Below are 13,719 nucleotides of genomic sequence, written 5' to 3' on the forward strand. Positions count from 1 at the left end.
CCAATAGGACCAGCAGAATCACCGAAGCGGAACCCGCAATGAGACAATTGTCACGGCGGAATCGCGAATCACGCTCGGTTTTCATCCCGAAATGTCAAAAACGCGCAATGGCGTGGAATGAGGCAGCAGGCGTTTATTTCCGAGGCAACTAATGCATGTCGCGCAAAGTGTCCTCGGTTCGGCAGCGACGTGAACAACAAAGACTTGAGCGCGTCGCGGGAATCGGTTTGGGCGTGACATGCTTCAGGCGGGAGACAAGCAATGCGGACCATTTCGGCGATCGCCGGCAGTGCTGCGTTCTTCATCGCGGCACCCTGTATCGTCGCCGGCCTCGTGCCGTGGCTGCTGACGGATCGCTGGGACCGGCCATGGTCGAGCCTGCCGGGTCTTGCCCCGCTCGGCTGGATCCTCATCGCCGTCGCCGTGGCGGCGCTGCTGCATGCATTCGCCTGCTTTGCGCTTGAAGGCCTCGGCACGCCTGCTCCGGTCGCTCCGACCGAGAGACTGGTGGTCGGCGGGCTCTACCGCCATGTCCGCAATCCGATGTATGTGGCGGTGCTGTCGATCATCATCGGCCAGGCACTGCTGTTTTCAAGCTGGACGCTTGTCGCCTACGCCGCCATGGCAGCCGCGGCCATGGCCACCTTCGTCAAGCTGTACGAGGAGCCGACGCTCGCACGCCGCTATGGCGATGAATACGAAACCTACCGCCGCAACGTGCCCGCCTGGCTGCCCCGCCTGACGCGCTGGCGGGGGTGAGAGTCTGCGCGATCTCCGGGGTCAATACGACCAGCTCCGCGCCTTGGCGATGATGAAGTCGCGAAATACGTGCAGCTTCGCCTGGTTCTTCATCGCGTCCGGGTAGGCGAAATAGGTGTCGAAGGAAGGCACCTCCGTTTCCGGCAGGAGCTGCACCAGGCCGGAATCCTTGGAGATGACATAGTCGGGCAGCATGGCGATGCCGGCGCCGCCCTGCACCGCGCGCTTGATCGACAATATATCGTTGATCTGCAGCGTCGGCACGCGCTGGCCGCCCTCGAAATCGCCGACCGTCTCCAGCCAGTTCAGCTCCGACAGATGCGCCGGCACCGGCACGCCGAAAGTGACGATGCGGTGCGCCTTGAGCTCGGCCACCGAAGCCGGCCTGCCATGCTTGGCGATATAGCCTGGCGACGCATAGAGGTGGAAATGCACCGTGAACAGGCGGCGCTGGATAAGGTCCGGCTGCTGCGGCTGGCGCAGCCGGATGGCGCAATCGGCCTGGCGCATGGTGAGGTCGAGCTCCTCGTTGGCGAGGATCAGTTGCAGGCTGATTTCAGGATAGAGCTCGATGAACTCCTGCACGCGCTCGGTCAGCCAGCCGGCGCCGAGCCCGACCGTGGTCGTGACCCTGAGCACGCCGGAGGGGCGGTCCTTGGTCTCGGTCAGCCGCGACTTGATGGTCTCGAGCTTCATCAGCACGTCATGCGCCGTGCGGAACAGCATCTCGCCCTGTTCGGTCAGCACCAGGCCGCGGGCGTGACGGTTGAACAGCGGCACGCCGACATCGTGCTCGAGCGCGCTGACCTGGCGCGAAATCGCCGATTGCGACAGGTGCAGCGTCTCGGCCGCATGTGTAAACGACCCCGCTTCCGCCGCAGCGTGAAACACGCGTAGCTTGTCCCAGTCCAACGCCATGATTCCCCTCGTTCCTGTTTGGCGTCTGAATGAAAAATCAGGCTTTTACACGGCATTTCTAAGCCGTTCTTTCAACAGTTTGCGAACCGCTATTCGGCCGCCTCGCGATGCACCTCGATGCCGGCCAGGTACTTCTCCGCCTCGAGCGCCGCCATGCAGCCCAGCCCCGCCGCAGTCACCGCCTGGCGGTATATATCGTCGGTCACGTCGCCGGCGGCGAACACGCCGGGCACGTCGGTGCGGGTCGAATCCGGCGCCGTCCACAGATAGCCGTTCGGCTTCTGCTTCAGCTTGCCGACGAACAGCTCGACCGCCGGCGCATGGCCGATCGCGACGAACACGCCGTCGACCTCGAGCTGCGTCTCGACACCCGTCACCACGTTGCGCAGCTTCAACCCTTCGACCGAAGGCGGCAGTGGCGTCTTGCCCGGACGGCCGGTGATCTCGTCGACAACCGTGTCCCAGATGACGCGGACATTGTCCTTCTTCAAGAGCCGCTCGCGCAGGATGCGTTCGGCGCGGAAGTCCGAGCGCCTGTGGATGACCGTCACGCTCTTGGCGAGGTTCGACAGATAGAGTGCTTCTTCCACTGCCGAATTGCCGCCGCCGACCACCGCGACATCCTTGCCGCGGTAGAAGAAGCCGTCGCATGTGGCGCAAGCCGATACGCCGAAGCCCATGAACGCCTGTTCGGTCGGAATGCCAAGCCATTTGGCCTGCGCGCCGGTGGCGATGATCAGGGCATCGGCCGTGTAGACGGTGCCGGAATCGCCCGTTGCGCGGAACGGCCGCACGTTGAGATCGACCTCGGTGATGATGTCGGCGATGATGTCGGTGCCGACATGTTCTGCCTGCCTGAGCATCTCGCTCATCAACCACGGACCCTGGATGGGTTCGCCGAAACCGGGATAGTTCTCGACGTCGGTGGTGATCATCAGCTGGCCCCCCTGCTGCAGGCCGGCGACCAGCATCGGCTTCAGCATGGCGCGGGCGGCATAGATCGCCGCGGTATAACCGGCCGGGCCGGAACCGATGATGAGGACAGGCGCGTGCTTGGTGGTCATGAAAAGCCTCTGCGGAGGGCTGCCGGCGTTTGCGGCATGGAAAACTCGTCGATGTCGCGCGTAATGTAAGTGTTGCCCACGACACCAGCAAGGCAAGTTGGCGCTCGTCCCCGGAAAGCTTTGTCGCACCGGGCGAACCGCTCTGGTGCTGCGTGGATTTCCGCGTGGGGGATGGCGTGGACAGCAAAGTCGTTTAATTACAAAATCCCGCAAGATTCTTTCGCCACCCGTAATCATCGAAAGCCCCGAAATGCCGCTCAAGGCCGACCTCGACGCAATCGACTGGAAGATCCTTCGCGAATTGCAGGCAGATGGGCGCATGACCAATGTCGAACTGTCGAACCGCGTCGGCATTTCGGCACCGCCTTGCCTGCGCCGCGTCAAGCGACTGGAGGAAGCCGGCATCATTCGCGGCTATCGGGCGCTGCTCAACGCGCCGGCGCTCGGTCTCGACGTGGTCGCCTTCTGCCTGGTCGGCCTGCACCATCAGGCCGATGCCGAGCTTCGCATCTTCGCTGAGCGCACGCGCGGCTGGCCGGTCGTACGCGATGCCTGGATGGTGTCGGGCGAATCCGATTTCCTCCTGCACTGCGTGGCAAGCGACCTCGGCGCCTTCCAGACCTTTGTCATCGAGGAACTGACCTCCACGCCGAACGTCGACACGGTGCGCACAGCCCTCACCATCCGCCGGGTCAAGGATGAAGGGTTGGTCTCGTTCGAGCGGCCGTGACGCCGATCGATTGCGGCGCCCGGCCAAAGCGAATTCCGGAATTTCGCCACATCGCCGCCGCGTTGATAACGGACAGGCGCAGGCAGCCGGATCGTCTTGTGCGATTTGGCGCCTGATTGGTTTCCTTGCCCAAGCAGCGTAAGTTCCAAGGACAATCCGCCGTGGAAGGGACCATGACCAGGTTTGCAAGCCCGATTTCGGCGCTCATCATCTGCATGAACGAGGCCGATATGATCGGCCCGTGCCTCGAAAGCATCGATTTTTGCGCCGAGATCGTCATCGTCGATTCAGGCTCCACCGACGCCACGTTGGACATCGTTCGGCAGTTTGTCGCTGAGGGCTATCCGATAAAGCTGCTGCACAATGGCTGGCCGGGTTTTCCGCATCAGCGGCAATTCGCGCTCGACCACGCCACGCAGCCCTGGTGTCTTTCGATCGACCCGGACGAACGCGTCGACGACCGGCTGCGGCAGTCGATCGTGGCGGCGGTCGAGACGGCGAATGCCGGCATCAGCGGATGGTACATCCGCCGCCGCGACTGGCTGAAGGGCTACGGCTATGCCCATCGCTGGGTGCTGCACAACAGGCTGTTGCGGCTTTTCCGCCGGGAAGGTGCGACCATGGACGTGACCGCGCGGGTCCATGAATCCTTCGGCGTTTCCGGCGAGACCAGCACGATCGAAAGCGGCGTGCTGCTGCATCGCCGCGAAATATCGGTCGAGGAGGATCTGGCCCGGGCAAATGCCTATTCCAGCCTCAAGGCGGCCACCCTGGTCGAGAAAGGCAAGAAGCCGGGCCTGGTGCGGCTGGTGCTTTCGCCGCTCGGCAACTTCCTGAAATTCTATCTGGCCAAGCGCTACTTCCTGTGCGGCCGGCACGGCTTCGTCTATTCGATGTCGGTGATGATCTATTCCTTCGCCACCGAGGCCAAACTGTATGAGGCCTCGCAAGGCAGCGAACCGGCGTGAGCGGTCAGGTCCGGATCAAGACCGCTTATCCCGGCCATCGAGCCGCCCTATGGCGGCGATGAGACCGTCGAGGTCGCTGCTGTCCCGCAAGGGCCTGATGACGAAGCCGGAGCGAAGCTGCGCCTCGCCGTCGACGAGCCAGCCCTGCGGCAGGCCGGCGCCCAGGCCTGCCTCCATGTCGGCCAGCTTGTCGCCGACGATCACCGACCGCCGGAGATCGAGATCGAGGCGTTTCGCCGCCTCGAAGAGCATGCCGGGATTGGGTTTGCGCATCGGGTGATCCGATATGCCCAGCGGCCCCACGCCAGCCTCGTGGTAGGCGCAGGCCAGCACCATGTCCACGACAACGCCCTGATCGCGCAACAGCTCGAGCACGCGGCGGTTCACATCGGCGAAGGCACTCCAGCCGAAATAGCCGCGCGCGATGCCGGACTGGTTGGTCACCACCACGACCGGGATGCCGGCATTGTTGGCGGCGGCGATCGCCGGCAGCATCTGCGGCCGGAGCTCGATCTCGGCCGGATCGCTGGGATAGTCGGTATCGACATTGATGGTGCCGTCGCGATCGAGGAACAGCGCCGGCTGGCCGGCGGGAAAAACCCTGCCGCCTATCCGCTCCACCCACAGGCCCGGCTCGGCCAACGGGTGCGGCGCCTTGTCAGCCATTGCTGAGGCGCGCTTCCACCACCTCGCACAGGTGATGGTAGAGGCACAGATGCCCCTGCTGGATGATCGGCGTCGAGGTCGAGGGCACGTTGAGCAGGATGTCGGTGAGCGGCGCGAGCTTGCCGCCTGTGTCGCCTGTCAGGCTGATCACCGTCATGCCCATGGTCCGTGCCTGTTCGGCGGCCGCCAGGATGCTCGGCGAATTGCCGCTGGTCGAGATCGCCAGAAGCACGCCGCCGGCCGCGCCATGCGCCTCGACCTGGCGCGAAAAAACGGTGTCGAAGCCGTAATCATTACCCCAGGCGGTCAGCACCGCGGCATTGGCCGGCAGCGCGATGACATTGTAGCCCTTGCGCTCCTTGAGAAAGCGCCCGACCAGTTCGCCGGCGATGTGAATGGCGTCGCTGGCCGAACCGCCGTTGCCGCAGATCAGCAGCGCCTTGCCCGACGAAAGGGCGGCGACGATCGCGCTCGCCGCACGTTCCATCGCGCCTGTTAGATCGCGCTCGACCAGCGCCGTGATCGCGGCCGCCGAGCGGACCAGGTAATCGTTCAGTTCGGACATGAAACCCTCAATTCTTGTTGCCGGCCGAGCGCAGCCTGCCGATGGTGCCGGTCGTGCTCTTGCCGGCGACGAGATCGACCAGGACCACGCGCCCGCCCGCTTTCTGCACCACGTCCGCGCCGACCACGGTGTCGACCGTGTAGTCAGCGCCCTTGACGAGTATGTCGGGCAGAAGCGCCTCGATCAGCGCCAGCGGCGTGTCCTCGTCGAAGACCACCACCGCGTCGACCGACGCGAGCGCCGCCAGCACGCAGGCGCGGTCGTGCTGGTCGTTGACGGGCCGTTCCGGCCCCTTCAGCCGGCGCACCGAGGCATCGCTGTTGAGGCCGAGCACCAGCCGGTCGCACTGGCTGCGCGCCGCGTGCAGCAGGCTGACATGGCCGGCATGCAGGATGTCGAAACAGCCATTGGTGAAGCCGACGCTGAGGCCTTCCTCCTTCCACGCCGCCACCAGCCGTGCGGCCGATTTGGCGTCGAGGATGGCATCCCTGTGGACGCTCGGACCGTGCGATCGAAACAGCGCGCCGTTGAGTTCCTCGACCGTCAGCCGCGCCGTGCCTCGCTTGCCCACCACAACGCCGCCGGCTGCATTGGCGATCGAGGCGGCCGCGGCCGGATCGGCGCCGGCGGCAAGCGCCAGCGCGAAGGTCGCGATCACCGTATCGCCGGCGCCCGACACATCGAACACTTCGCGCGCCTGCGTGGCGATGTGGCGCGCCTCCGTCGGACTGACGACGCTCATGCCCTTTTCGCTGCGCGTGGCGACGACGAAGTCGAAGCCATGCGCCGCAAGCAGCTCGCGCGCAGCGGCCACGATCTCGTCATCGCTGAACACCGGCCGTTCGACCGCTTCGCCGAGTTCCTTGCGGTTGGGCGTGATGGCGGTCGCGCCGGCATAGCGTGCATAATCCCGGCCCTTCGGATCGACCAGCACCGGCTTTCCCGCCTCGCGGCAGATCGCGATCAATTCGCCGGCGACGCCGTCGAGCAGGATGCCCTTGCCGTAATCCGACAGGATGACGATGTCGGCGTGCGCCAGCGCGGCGCGGAAATGCCGGACCAGCGCCGCGCGCTCCGCCGCGCCGAGCGGCTTGATCTCTTCCTCGTCGAAGCGCAGCACCTGCTGGTTGAGCGCGCTGAAGCGGCTCTTGGACGACGTCATGCGGCCGCGCTCCCGCGCCAGGCCTGTCGTGTCGGCGCCAAGCTCGCCGAGCATGCGCACCAGGCTGTCGCCTGCCGTATCAGAGCCGATCACCGAGACCGGAATGGCGGCGGCGCCGAGCGAGATGATGTTGGCCACGACATTGCCGGCGCCGCCCATCGCCAGGCTCTCGCCGCGCCCATGGAGCACCGGGATCGGCGCTTCAGGCGAAATCCGCTCGATGATGCCGTTGACGAACCGGTCAAGGATGAGATCGCCGACCACCAGCACGGTGGCCTGGCCGAAGTGCGCGATGGCGCGGTGCAAGGGCTCGGGGGAAAGTGGGTCGTGCTTGGTCATGTCACTGGCAACGCGCAAAAACCGGTTTTGAAGATGCATGGAGGACAAATTGGCCGGGATCGGTCGTTCATGGCGATGCCGATATACCGCAATTCGAGCCAGCGCAACGCCGGCTGGCCTCGTCAACTCTTCTGCAAGGCGACATGGACGCCAAGCCCGACCAGCACCGCGCCGCCGGCTCGCTGCATCATGCGCTGGGCGCTGCTGGAGCGGCGCAGCCTGCCGATCACGGCACCAGCCAGGAACACGCAGACGATATCGGCCGAGGAGAACATCAGGTTGACTGTCGTGCCCAGCACGACGAATTGCAGCCAGACCGGGAATGCGGCAGAGGCATCGATGAACTGGGGCAGGAAGGCCATGAAGAAGATCGCGGTCTTCGGATTGAGCACCTCGACGGCGATGCTCTCGAAAAAGGCGCGGTAAGCCGATTTCCGCTCGATCGCCGGCAGTGCCATGTCGCCTTCCGCGCGCTTGCGGAACAGCGCCACACCGAGCCAGATCAGGTAGAGCGCGCCGACGAGCTTGACCGCCATGTAGAGCGGCGGCACGGCGTGGAAAAGCACGGACAGGCCGGCGGCGGCGGCAAAGACGTGAACATAGCCGCCCAGATGAATGCCGAGCGCCGCCGTCAGGCCGGACCAGCGGCCGCGCGCCATCGTCTGCGCGGCGGCATAGAGCATGGCCGGGCCTGGAATATAGGCGAAGATCGCCGTGGTGGCGAAAAACGCGACGAGCAGCTCTGTCGATGGCATTCCTGGCCCTCATGATCGCGTCCGGCGGCGCGAGCCGACTGAAGCGTCAGCTTTGCGGCGCCACTGTGGCGCGCTGTGCCGTGCAGGACAATCGCGGGCGGGTCCACCCCTCGATTGTTCTTGCGGATCCCAGTGCCGCCCGGCAACGCTGCTTTGTCGACAGCTTCGCAAGCCTCCCTTATAAGGGCCGGAATCGCAAGCAACCAGAGGCGTTCATGATCATCGTCACGGGCGGCGCCGGCATGATCGGCTCCAACATCGTCGCCGCGCTCAATTCGGAGGGCCACGACGACATTTTGGTCGTCGACGACCTGAGCGATGGCCACAAGATCGCCAACCTTGCTGACTTGCGGATCGCCGATTATCTCGACAAGGACGATTTCCTGGCCCGCCTCGAGGACGGCGGGCTCGGCCGCATCGAGGCCGTCTTCCATCAGGGCGCCTGCTCGACCACCACCGAATGGAACGGCAAGTTCATGATGGAGGTGAACTACGCCTATTCGAAGCGGCTGCTGCATGCCTGCCTGGCGCTGCGCGTGCCCTTCCTCTACGCCTCCTCGGCATCGGTCTATGGCGGCGGCTCCGAGTTCCGCGAGGACGCGGAGCTTGAGCGGCCGCTCAACGTCTACGCCTATTCAAAAAAGCTGTTCGATGACTATGTCAGGCGCAATGTCTTCGATACCGATCATTCGCAGGTCGCGGGCCTGCGCTACTTCAACGTCTATGGGCCGCGCGAGGCGCACAAGGACGCCATGGCCTCGGTCGCCTTTCATCTGTTCAACCAGGTCGGGCGTGGCGAGAATCCAAAGCTGTTCGGCGCCCATGACGGCTTTGGTCCGGGCGAGCAAAGCCGCGACTTCATCCATGTCGGCGATGTCGCCGATGTCAATCTGTGGCTGTGGAAGCGCGGCGCGAGCGGCATCTTCAACTGCGGCACCGGCCGGGCGCAACCCTTCCGCGCCATTGCCGAAACCGTCATCGACGCGCTGGGCAAGGGCGAGATCGAGTACATCCCCTTTCCCGACCACCTCAAGGGCAGCTACCAGAGCTTCACGCAAGCTGATATGTCGCGTCTGCGCGCCGCCGGTTACAACGGGCAATTCCGCAGCGTCGAAACCGGCGTCAGAGACTATGTCGAATGGCTGAAAGCCCAGCGATCCTCGTGATCGGCCCACGCTGGGTGGGCGATATGGTGATGGCGCAGTGCCTGTTCTCGGCGCTGAAGGAGCTTCATCCAAATGCAGCCATCGACGTGCTGGCGCCGGCCTGGGCGGCCCCTTTGGTCAAGCGCATGCCTGAGGTCCGCCAGCAGATCGATTTCCCGCTGAAACCCGGCGCGCTCGAATTCGCACATCGGCGCCGCTTCGGCCGCCTGCTGCGCGGCCGTTACGACAGCGCCTATATCCTGCCGGGCAGTTGGAAGTCGGCGCTGATCCCGTTCTTTGCCCGCATTCCGCGGCGTTTCGGCCATCTCAGGGAAATGCGCTACGGCCTGTTGACCGACATCGTTCCGCTGCCGGAGGCCGTGAAACGGCGCACGGCGCAGGCCTATTTCGGCCTTGCACAGGGTGGCGATTTCCGGGCACCTCATCTGACGGTGGACGCCAATAACCAGGCCACCCTGCTCGACCTTTTCGGCCTGGGGCCGCAGAAATTCGTGGCGCTGATGCCAGGTGCCGAGTTCGGCCCGGCCAAGCGCTGGCCGAGCGAACACTATGCCGGGCTTGCCCGGGAGTTCATGGCCAGAAGGTTCAAGGTCGCGCTGTTCGGGTCGAAGAACGACCGCGACGTGACCGCGGAGATCGCAGCCCTCGCTCCTGGCGTGGTCGACCTGGCCGGCCAGACGCGGCTGGAGGACGCCATCGACCTGATCGCGGCCGCGCGGCTGGCGGTCTCCAACGACAGCGGGCTGATGCATGTTGCGGCGGCGGTCGGCACGCCGGTTGTCGCCGTCTATGGTTCGACCTCGCCACAGAATACGCCGCCGCTGGCCGAACGGCGCGAACTGGTCTGGCTCGGCCTCTCCTGCTCGCCTTGCCACCGCAAGATCTGTCCGCTCGGCCACCTCAATTGCCTGAAGACGCTCGAGGTCGCACGGGTCATGGCGGCGGCGGACCGCCTGCTGGACATCCCGGCCTCCGCATGAAGGTGCTGATCGTCAAGACCTCGTCGATGGGCGATGTCATCCACACTTTTCCGGCGCTCCAGGATGCGCGCCGCGCACGGCCCGATATTGCCTTCGACTGGTGCGTCGAGGAGGCTTTCGCCGGCATCGTCGCGCTGCACCCCGCAGTCGGAACCATCCACACGGTCGCCATCCGGCGTTGGCGAAAACATCTCTTCGACAAGGCCACCTGGCGCGAGGCGACCGCCTTGCGACGCGCCTTGCGTGCGTGCCGCTATGATCTGGTCATCGATGCGCAAGGCCTGTTGAAATCGGCGCTGGTGGCCAGGCAGGCGAAGGCGCCGATCGCCGGCTTCGACCGCTCAAGCGCGCGCGAGCCTTCGGCAACGCTGCTTTACGACGTCGGCCACGCCGTCCCCCGCAACCTGCACGCCATCGAGCGGACGCGACGGCTTTTCGGGCAGGCGTTGGGCTACCGGCCCGATCTTTCGATACTGGATTCGGGCATTGTGCCGCCGCCCGGCAATCTGACCGGCATAGCCGGCAACACGGCCTTCCTGCTGCACGGCACCAGCCGCGAGGACAAGAAGTGGCCTGTTGAAGACTGGATCGAAACCGGCCGCCTGCTGGTTGAGCGCGGCATGACGCCGGTCACGACCTGGTCGGACGAGCGCGAACAGGCGGTGGCTGAAGCGATCGCCCGGGCAGTTCCATCGACGAGCATCGTGCCAAAATCACCATTGGCCGACATCGCGGCGATCCTGGGCAGCTCGAGGCTGGTAATCGGCGCCGATACGGGGCTCACGCATCTCGCCAGCGCCTTCGGCCTGCCGACGGTCGCGGTGTTTTTAGCCACGGAGCCGGGTTTGACCGGCCCGCGCGGCCCCTATGCATCGACGCTGCAGGCCGCGCCCGGTGAGCGAGTGTCGCCCGCGAGGGTGGTGGCTGAGGCTGAGAGGCTGCTGGAGCACCAGACGCATGGTCAGGCCGGCGCTGGCAAGAACTGATCTATTCAATCGGAAAGCTGGCGCTGCCCCTCATCGCCCTGCCGGGGAGAAGGACACCTTCACCGATGACTGCGCCAATTTTAAGCGTTTGCAGAATAGACGCCGACTTCGCGTTCAGCCGTCTTCTCCCCGTCACTATACGGGGAGAAGGTGCCGGCAGGCGGATGAGGGGCGGCGCCAACCTTGGCTAAAAACGCGCAGATCAGCGCCCCTCGAACCCCTTAGATAAACTGCACCTGGACGATCTCGTATCCCCTTGCACCACCCGGCGCGTTGACCTCGATGGCGTCGCCGACTTCCTTGCCGATGAGCGCCCGCGCGATCGGCGAGGAGATCGAGATGCGGCCGGACTTCACGTCCGCCTCCTGATCGCCGACGATCTGGTAGGTCTTCTTCTCCTCGGTGTCCTCGTCGACCAGCACCACGGTGGCGCCGAACTTGACCTTGTCGCCGCTGAGCTTGGTGACATCGATGACTTCGGCCCGGGCGATGAGATCCTCGAGCTCGTTGACACGGCCCTCATTGAGGCTCTGCGCCTCTTTGGCGGCATGGTATTCGGCATTTTCGGATAGGTCGCCGTGCGAGCGCGCTTCGGAGATCGCCTCGATGATGCGCGGCCGCTCCTCCTGCTGGCGCCAGCGCAGTTCTTCCTTCAATGACGCGAACCCCTCGCCTGTCATCGGGACCTTGTTCATGATACCTGACCTTTCCTGCCGCCACCCCCGCATTTCGGGGAAAGCCTTATCGATGGTGCAAAAAGAAAACGGTCCGGCAGCCTCGGGCTAACGGAACCGTTCACCGCAATTTCCCTGAATATAGCAATCTTTGCGGGCTTTTCACGCGCAAAAATCGGTTTCTGAAGAAATCATCACCGTTTTCGCGCGCGCCGTCGCAGGAGCCGGCATGGCAACAAAAAACCGGCCGTGATTGCTCGCGGCCGGTTCGAAAAGGCATTGAGGGGGGTCAGCTCCTCATGAAATGGTCGATCTGTTCGGCCAGCATGCCGTATTCGCGTGAACCCTTGCCGGTTCGCTTTTCGATCTCCATCAGCTGTTGCTGGGCGCCGGCCAGGTCGCCGATCTGGAGATGGGCTTCGCCGAGATATTCGCGCACCAGCGTGTAGTTGGGATCGATGCGCAGCGCTTCCTCGTAATAGCCGAGGCCAACGGCGACGCGGCCGGAATGGCGGTGCGAATAGCCGAGATAGTTGAGGATGCGCGGGTCCTGCTTGTTGGCGGCGAGGCTGAGCACGGCGATCGCCTCGTCATAGCGGCCGGCCATCGCCAGGTCATGCCCGGCATCATAGATGCTGTCGTCGTCCAGCATGCCTTCCTGGGGTGCGACGCACTTGTTCTTCTTCTTGTCCCAGACCATGCCTTTCTTGCATTTGGTGGTCGTACTGGTGTCGTCACCGCTGCCTGCGGCAAACACCGGAACGGCAAGGAACTGCAGAGCGAGAAGCGCGCTCGCCGCCTGGATCAGCACTCTTTTATGCATCGGAGCCTCCTGGAGGGGTGAGAATGCAACACTAACGCAGCGTGTCGGCGGTTTCATCCCGGAAAAAAGCAAGGGGCTAACATGAGGTGACGGATGCTCGAAATCCGCTATCATCGGCGGCGATGAAAGCTGAGCCAGCGGAGACCGCCAGTGCAGCGACGGCTTGAAAAGAACTGGGATTTGACGATCGGGCCCGACACCGTGCGGCTGTTCATCCTCAAATGCAAGGCGTTGAGCGCCGCGATCAATGAAGACTATGCCGACGGCGCCGAACACGAAATCGAGTTCGATGGAAACACCCGTGACAATCATCATCATGACGGACTCGCCGAGGAAAGCTCGGAAAACCTGACCGAAGAGGAACTGCGCGAGCTGATCAACGACCTCAATGTCGACGAGGCGGCCGAGCTCGTCGCACTCGCTTGGGTCGGCCGTGGCGACTACGATGCCTCGGAATGGGCCGACGCCGTCGCCGCCGCGCGCGAGCGCGCCAACAAGCACACGGCCAAATACCTGCTCGGCTTGCCGTTGCTCGCCGATTGGCTGGAGGAAGGGCTGGAAGCGATCGGTGCGTAACGCGCCGGTAATCGATTGTGATCGGGCCTAAGCGCCTTCCAGGCAACTTCGAGCATCCCGGCACCGTTTCGAGGCGATGGCAACACTGAGCTTTTCCCGAAAATACAGGATTGCATTGGTCATGGTCGTGACAGCACTGCTGGTGACGCCGGCCGATGCCAGGCATCGTCACAGGCATCACGAGCCGCTTTCACCACGGGTGGAACAGCCGCTGACGCCGCGGGTTGACCGGCAGCTGAAACCGCGCGGCGAAAGGCATCGCAAGCCGAAGCCGGCACGGCAGAGGACGCAAAATCCGAAGCCGGTACGTGCGGATGTCCCCGTGCCTGAACCGCGCCCCGCTGACGCGCCAGAACCGAACACGCAAAATCCAGCCGCAACATCCGACCGGTTTCAGGAGGAAGGATCCCCTCGGAAGCAACAAGCCCGGCCCGAGCCGCCAGCCGATGCGAAAGGCGAACCGGAGCCGCCAGCCGTGGCGCCGACGCCGACACAAAGGCCTGAGACTGCGGAACCGGAGGTTGAGCCGCCGGCCCTCGCCCCGCCACCGCCGCCAAAGCCGGCGGACGCGGACAAAAAGGAGATGCT

At 64.4% G+C, this 13,719-nt stretch carries 15 protein-coding genes; 7 read left to right on the forward strand and 8 right to left on the reverse strand.

Going from position 1 to position 13,719, the window contains the following annotated elements:
* The first annotated feature begins 261 nt into the window (after positions 1-261).
* A complete protein-coding gene (locus tag FJ428_RS06940) occupies positions 262-759 on the forward strand; it encodes an isoprenylcysteine carboxylmethyltransferase family protein (protein WP_140879122.1) in 498 nt (165 codons plus the stop codon).
* A gap of 21 nt (positions 760-780) precedes the next feature.
* On the opposite strand, the gene FJ428_RS06945 is transcribed toward FJ428_RS06940, so the two are convergent.
* Both FJ428_RS06945 and trxB read right to left on the reverse strand, forming a co-directional pair.
* Positions 781-1,677, reverse strand: coding sequence for a LysR family transcriptional regulator (locus FJ428_RS06945; RefSeq protein WP_140495954.1), 897 nt, complete (start codon positions 1,675-1,677; stop codon positions 781-783).
* Between the two features lie 89 nt (positions 1,678-1,766).
* A complete protein-coding gene (trxB, locus tag FJ428_RS06950) occupies positions 1,767-2,741 on the reverse strand; it encodes a thioredoxin-disulfide reductase (protein ID WP_140516807.1) in 975 nt (324 codons plus the stop codon).
* Between the two features lie 250 nt (positions 2,742-2,991).
* Here trxB and FJ428_RS06955 point away from each other — a divergent pair, with 250 nt between their 5' ends.
* Together FJ428_RS06955 and FJ428_RS06960 are read left to right on the forward strand one after the other, a co-directional pair.
* On the forward strand, positions 2,992-3,471 hold the full coding sequence (locus FJ428_RS06955) for an Lrp/AsnC family transcriptional regulator (protein WP_140495956.1): 480 nt from the start codon (positions 2,992-2,994) through the stop codon (positions 3,469-3,471).
* Between the two features lie 173 nt (positions 3,472-3,644).
* Positions 3,645-4,439, forward strand: coding sequence for a glycosyltransferase family 2 protein (locus FJ428_RS06960; RefSeq protein WP_140556025.1), 795 nt, complete (start codon positions 3,645-3,647; stop codon positions 4,437-4,439).
* A gap of 15 nt (positions 4,440-4,454) precedes the next feature.
* Here FJ428_RS06960 and gmhB read toward each other — a convergent pair whose 3' ends face one another.
* The 4 genes from gmhB to FJ428_RS06980 all read right to left on the reverse strand — a co-directional run bounded on the left by gmhB (position 4,455) and on the right by FJ428_RS06980 (position 7,926).
* Entirely contained in the window at positions 4,455-5,105 is a 651-nt protein-coding gene (gene gmhB, locus FJ428_RS06965) for a D-glycero-beta-D-manno-heptose 1,7-bisphosphate 7-phosphatase (protein WP_140879123.1), read from the reverse strand.
* Positions 5,098-5,670 (reverse strand): SIS domain-containing protein, encoded by a 573-nt coding sequence (locus FJ428_RS06970; protein ID WP_140556028.1) that lies wholly within the window; start codon positions 5,668-5,670, stop codon positions 5,098-5,100. Before FJ428_RS06970 ends, gmhB begins: the two co-directional genes overlap by 8 nt.
* A gap of 7 nt (positions 5,671-5,677) precedes the next feature.
* Positions 5,678-7,171, reverse strand: a complete 1,494-nt coding sequence (rfaE1, locus tag FJ428_RS06975; RefSeq protein WP_140879124.1) for a D-glycero-beta-D-manno-heptose-7-phosphate kinase — start codon at positions 7,169-7,171, stop codon at positions 5,678-5,680.
* A gap of 122 nt (positions 7,172-7,293) precedes the next feature.
* A complete protein-coding gene (locus FJ428_RS06980) occupies positions 7,294-7,926 on the reverse strand; it encodes a LysE family translocator (protein WP_140495961.1) in 633 nt (210 codons plus the stop codon).
* Positions 7,927-8,141: 215 nt separating this feature from the next.
* On the opposite strand from FJ428_RS06980, the gene rfaD reads away from it, so the two are divergent.
* Genes rfaD through waaC form a run of 3 tightly spaced genes read left to right on the forward strand, consistent with a single transcriptional unit; the run spans position 8,142 to position 11,058 of the window.
* A complete protein-coding gene (gene rfaD / locus FJ428_RS06985; protein ID WP_140524877.1) occupies positions 8,142-9,092 on the forward strand; it encodes an ADP-glyceromanno-heptose 6-epimerase in 951 nt (316 codons plus the stop codon).
* A complete protein-coding gene (gene waaF / locus FJ428_RS06990) occupies positions 9,065-10,072 on the forward strand; it encodes a lipopolysaccharide heptosyltransferase II (RefSeq protein ID WP_140879125.1) in 1,008 nt (335 codons plus the stop codon). The genes rfaD and waaF overlap by 28 nt, the downstream gene beginning before the upstream one ends.
* Complete coding sequence (gene waaC / locus FJ428_RS06995) at positions 10,069-11,058, forward strand: lipopolysaccharide heptosyltransferase I (protein ID WP_140495964.1); 990 nt, start codon at positions 10,069-10,071, stop codon at positions 11,056-11,058. The genes waaF and waaC overlap by 4 nt, the downstream gene beginning before the upstream one ends.
* 221 nt (positions 11,059-11,279) lie before the next feature.
* On the opposite strand, the gene greA is transcribed toward waaC, so the two are convergent.
* Positions 11,280-11,753: a transcription elongation factor GreA gene (gene greA, locus FJ428_RS07000; protein WP_008877613.1), complete on the reverse strand. Its 474-nt coding sequence runs from the start codon at positions 11,751-11,753 to the stop codon at positions 11,280-11,282.
* A gap of 268 nt (positions 11,754-12,021) precedes the next feature.
* Entirely contained in the window at positions 12,022-12,555 is a 534-nt protein-coding gene (locus FJ428_RS07005) for a tetratricopeptide repeat protein (protein ID WP_140495965.1), read from the reverse strand.
* A 150-nt stretch (positions 12,556-12,705) separates the two neighbouring features.
* Between FJ428_RS07005 and FJ428_RS07010 the strand changes: the two genes are divergently transcribed.
* Entirely contained in the window at positions 12,706-13,131 is a 426-nt protein-coding gene (locus FJ428_RS07010) for a DUF3775 domain-containing protein (RefSeq protein ID WP_140524880.1), read from the forward strand.
* Positions 13,132-13,719: the final 588 nt, after the last annotated feature.

The sequence above is a fragment of the Mesorhizobium sp. B2-8-1 genome, from assembly GCF_006440955.1.
GTDB lineage: Bacteria > Pseudomonadota > Alphaproteobacteria > Rhizobiales > Rhizobiaceae > Mesorhizobium.

What these genes read in the sequence shown, in the direction of transcription:
- FJ428_RS06940 (WP_140879122.1), top strand. Translation starts at nt 262, where the DNA reads ATGCGGACCATTTCGGCGATCGCCGGCAGTGCTGCGTTCTTCATCGCG.
- FJ428_RS06945 (WP_140495954.1), bottom strand. Translation starts at nt 1,677, where the DNA reads ATGGCGTTGGACTGGGACAAGCTACGCGTGTTTCACGCTGCGGCGGAA.
- trxB (WP_140516807.1), bottom strand. Translation starts at nt 2,741, where the DNA reads ATGACCACCAAGCACGCGCCTGTCCTCATCATCGGTTCCGGCCCGGCC.
- FJ428_RS06955 (WP_140495956.1), top strand. Translation starts at nt 2,992, where the DNA reads ATGCCGCTCAAGGCCGACCTCGACGCAATCGACTGGAAGATCCTTCGC.
- FJ428_RS06960 (WP_140556025.1), top strand. Translation starts at nt 3,645, where the DNA reads ATGACCAGGTTTGCAAGCCCGATTTCGGCGCTCATCATCTGCATGAAC.
- gmhB (WP_140879123.1), bottom strand. Translation starts at nt 5,105, where the DNA reads ATGGCTGACAAGGCGCCGCACCCGTTGGCCGAGCCGGGCCTGTGGGTG.
- FJ428_RS06970 (WP_140556028.1), bottom strand. Translation starts at nt 5,670, where the DNA reads ATGTCCGAACTGAACGATTACCTGGTCCGCTCGGCGGCCGCGATCACG.
- rfaE1 (WP_140879124.1), bottom strand. Translation starts at nt 7,171, where the DNA reads ATGACCAAGCACGACCCACTTTCCCCCGAGCCCTTGCACCGCGCCATC.
- FJ428_RS06980 (WP_140495961.1), bottom strand. Translation starts at nt 7,926, where the DNA reads ATGCCATCGACAGAGCTGCTCGTCGCGTTTTTCGCCACCACGGCGATC.
- rfaD (WP_140524877.1), top strand. Translation starts at nt 8,142, where the DNA reads ATGATCATCGTCACGGGCGGCGCCGGCATGATCGGCTCCAACATCGTC.
- waaF (WP_140879125.1), top strand. Translation starts at nt 9,065, where the DNA reads ATGGCTGAAAGCCCAGCGATCCTCGTGATCGGCCCACGCTGGGTGGGC.
- waaC (WP_140495964.1), top strand. Translation starts at nt 10,069, where the DNA reads ATGAAGGTGCTGATCGTCAAGACCTCGTCGATGGGCGATGTCATCCAC.
- greA (WP_008877613.1), bottom strand. Translation starts at nt 11,753, where the DNA reads ATGAACAAGGTCCCGATGACAGGCGAGGGGTTCGCGTCATTGAAGGAA.
- FJ428_RS07005 (WP_140495965.1), bottom strand. Translation starts at nt 12,555, where the DNA reads ATGCATAAAAGAGTGCTGATCCAGGCGGCGAGCGCGCTTCTCGCTCTG.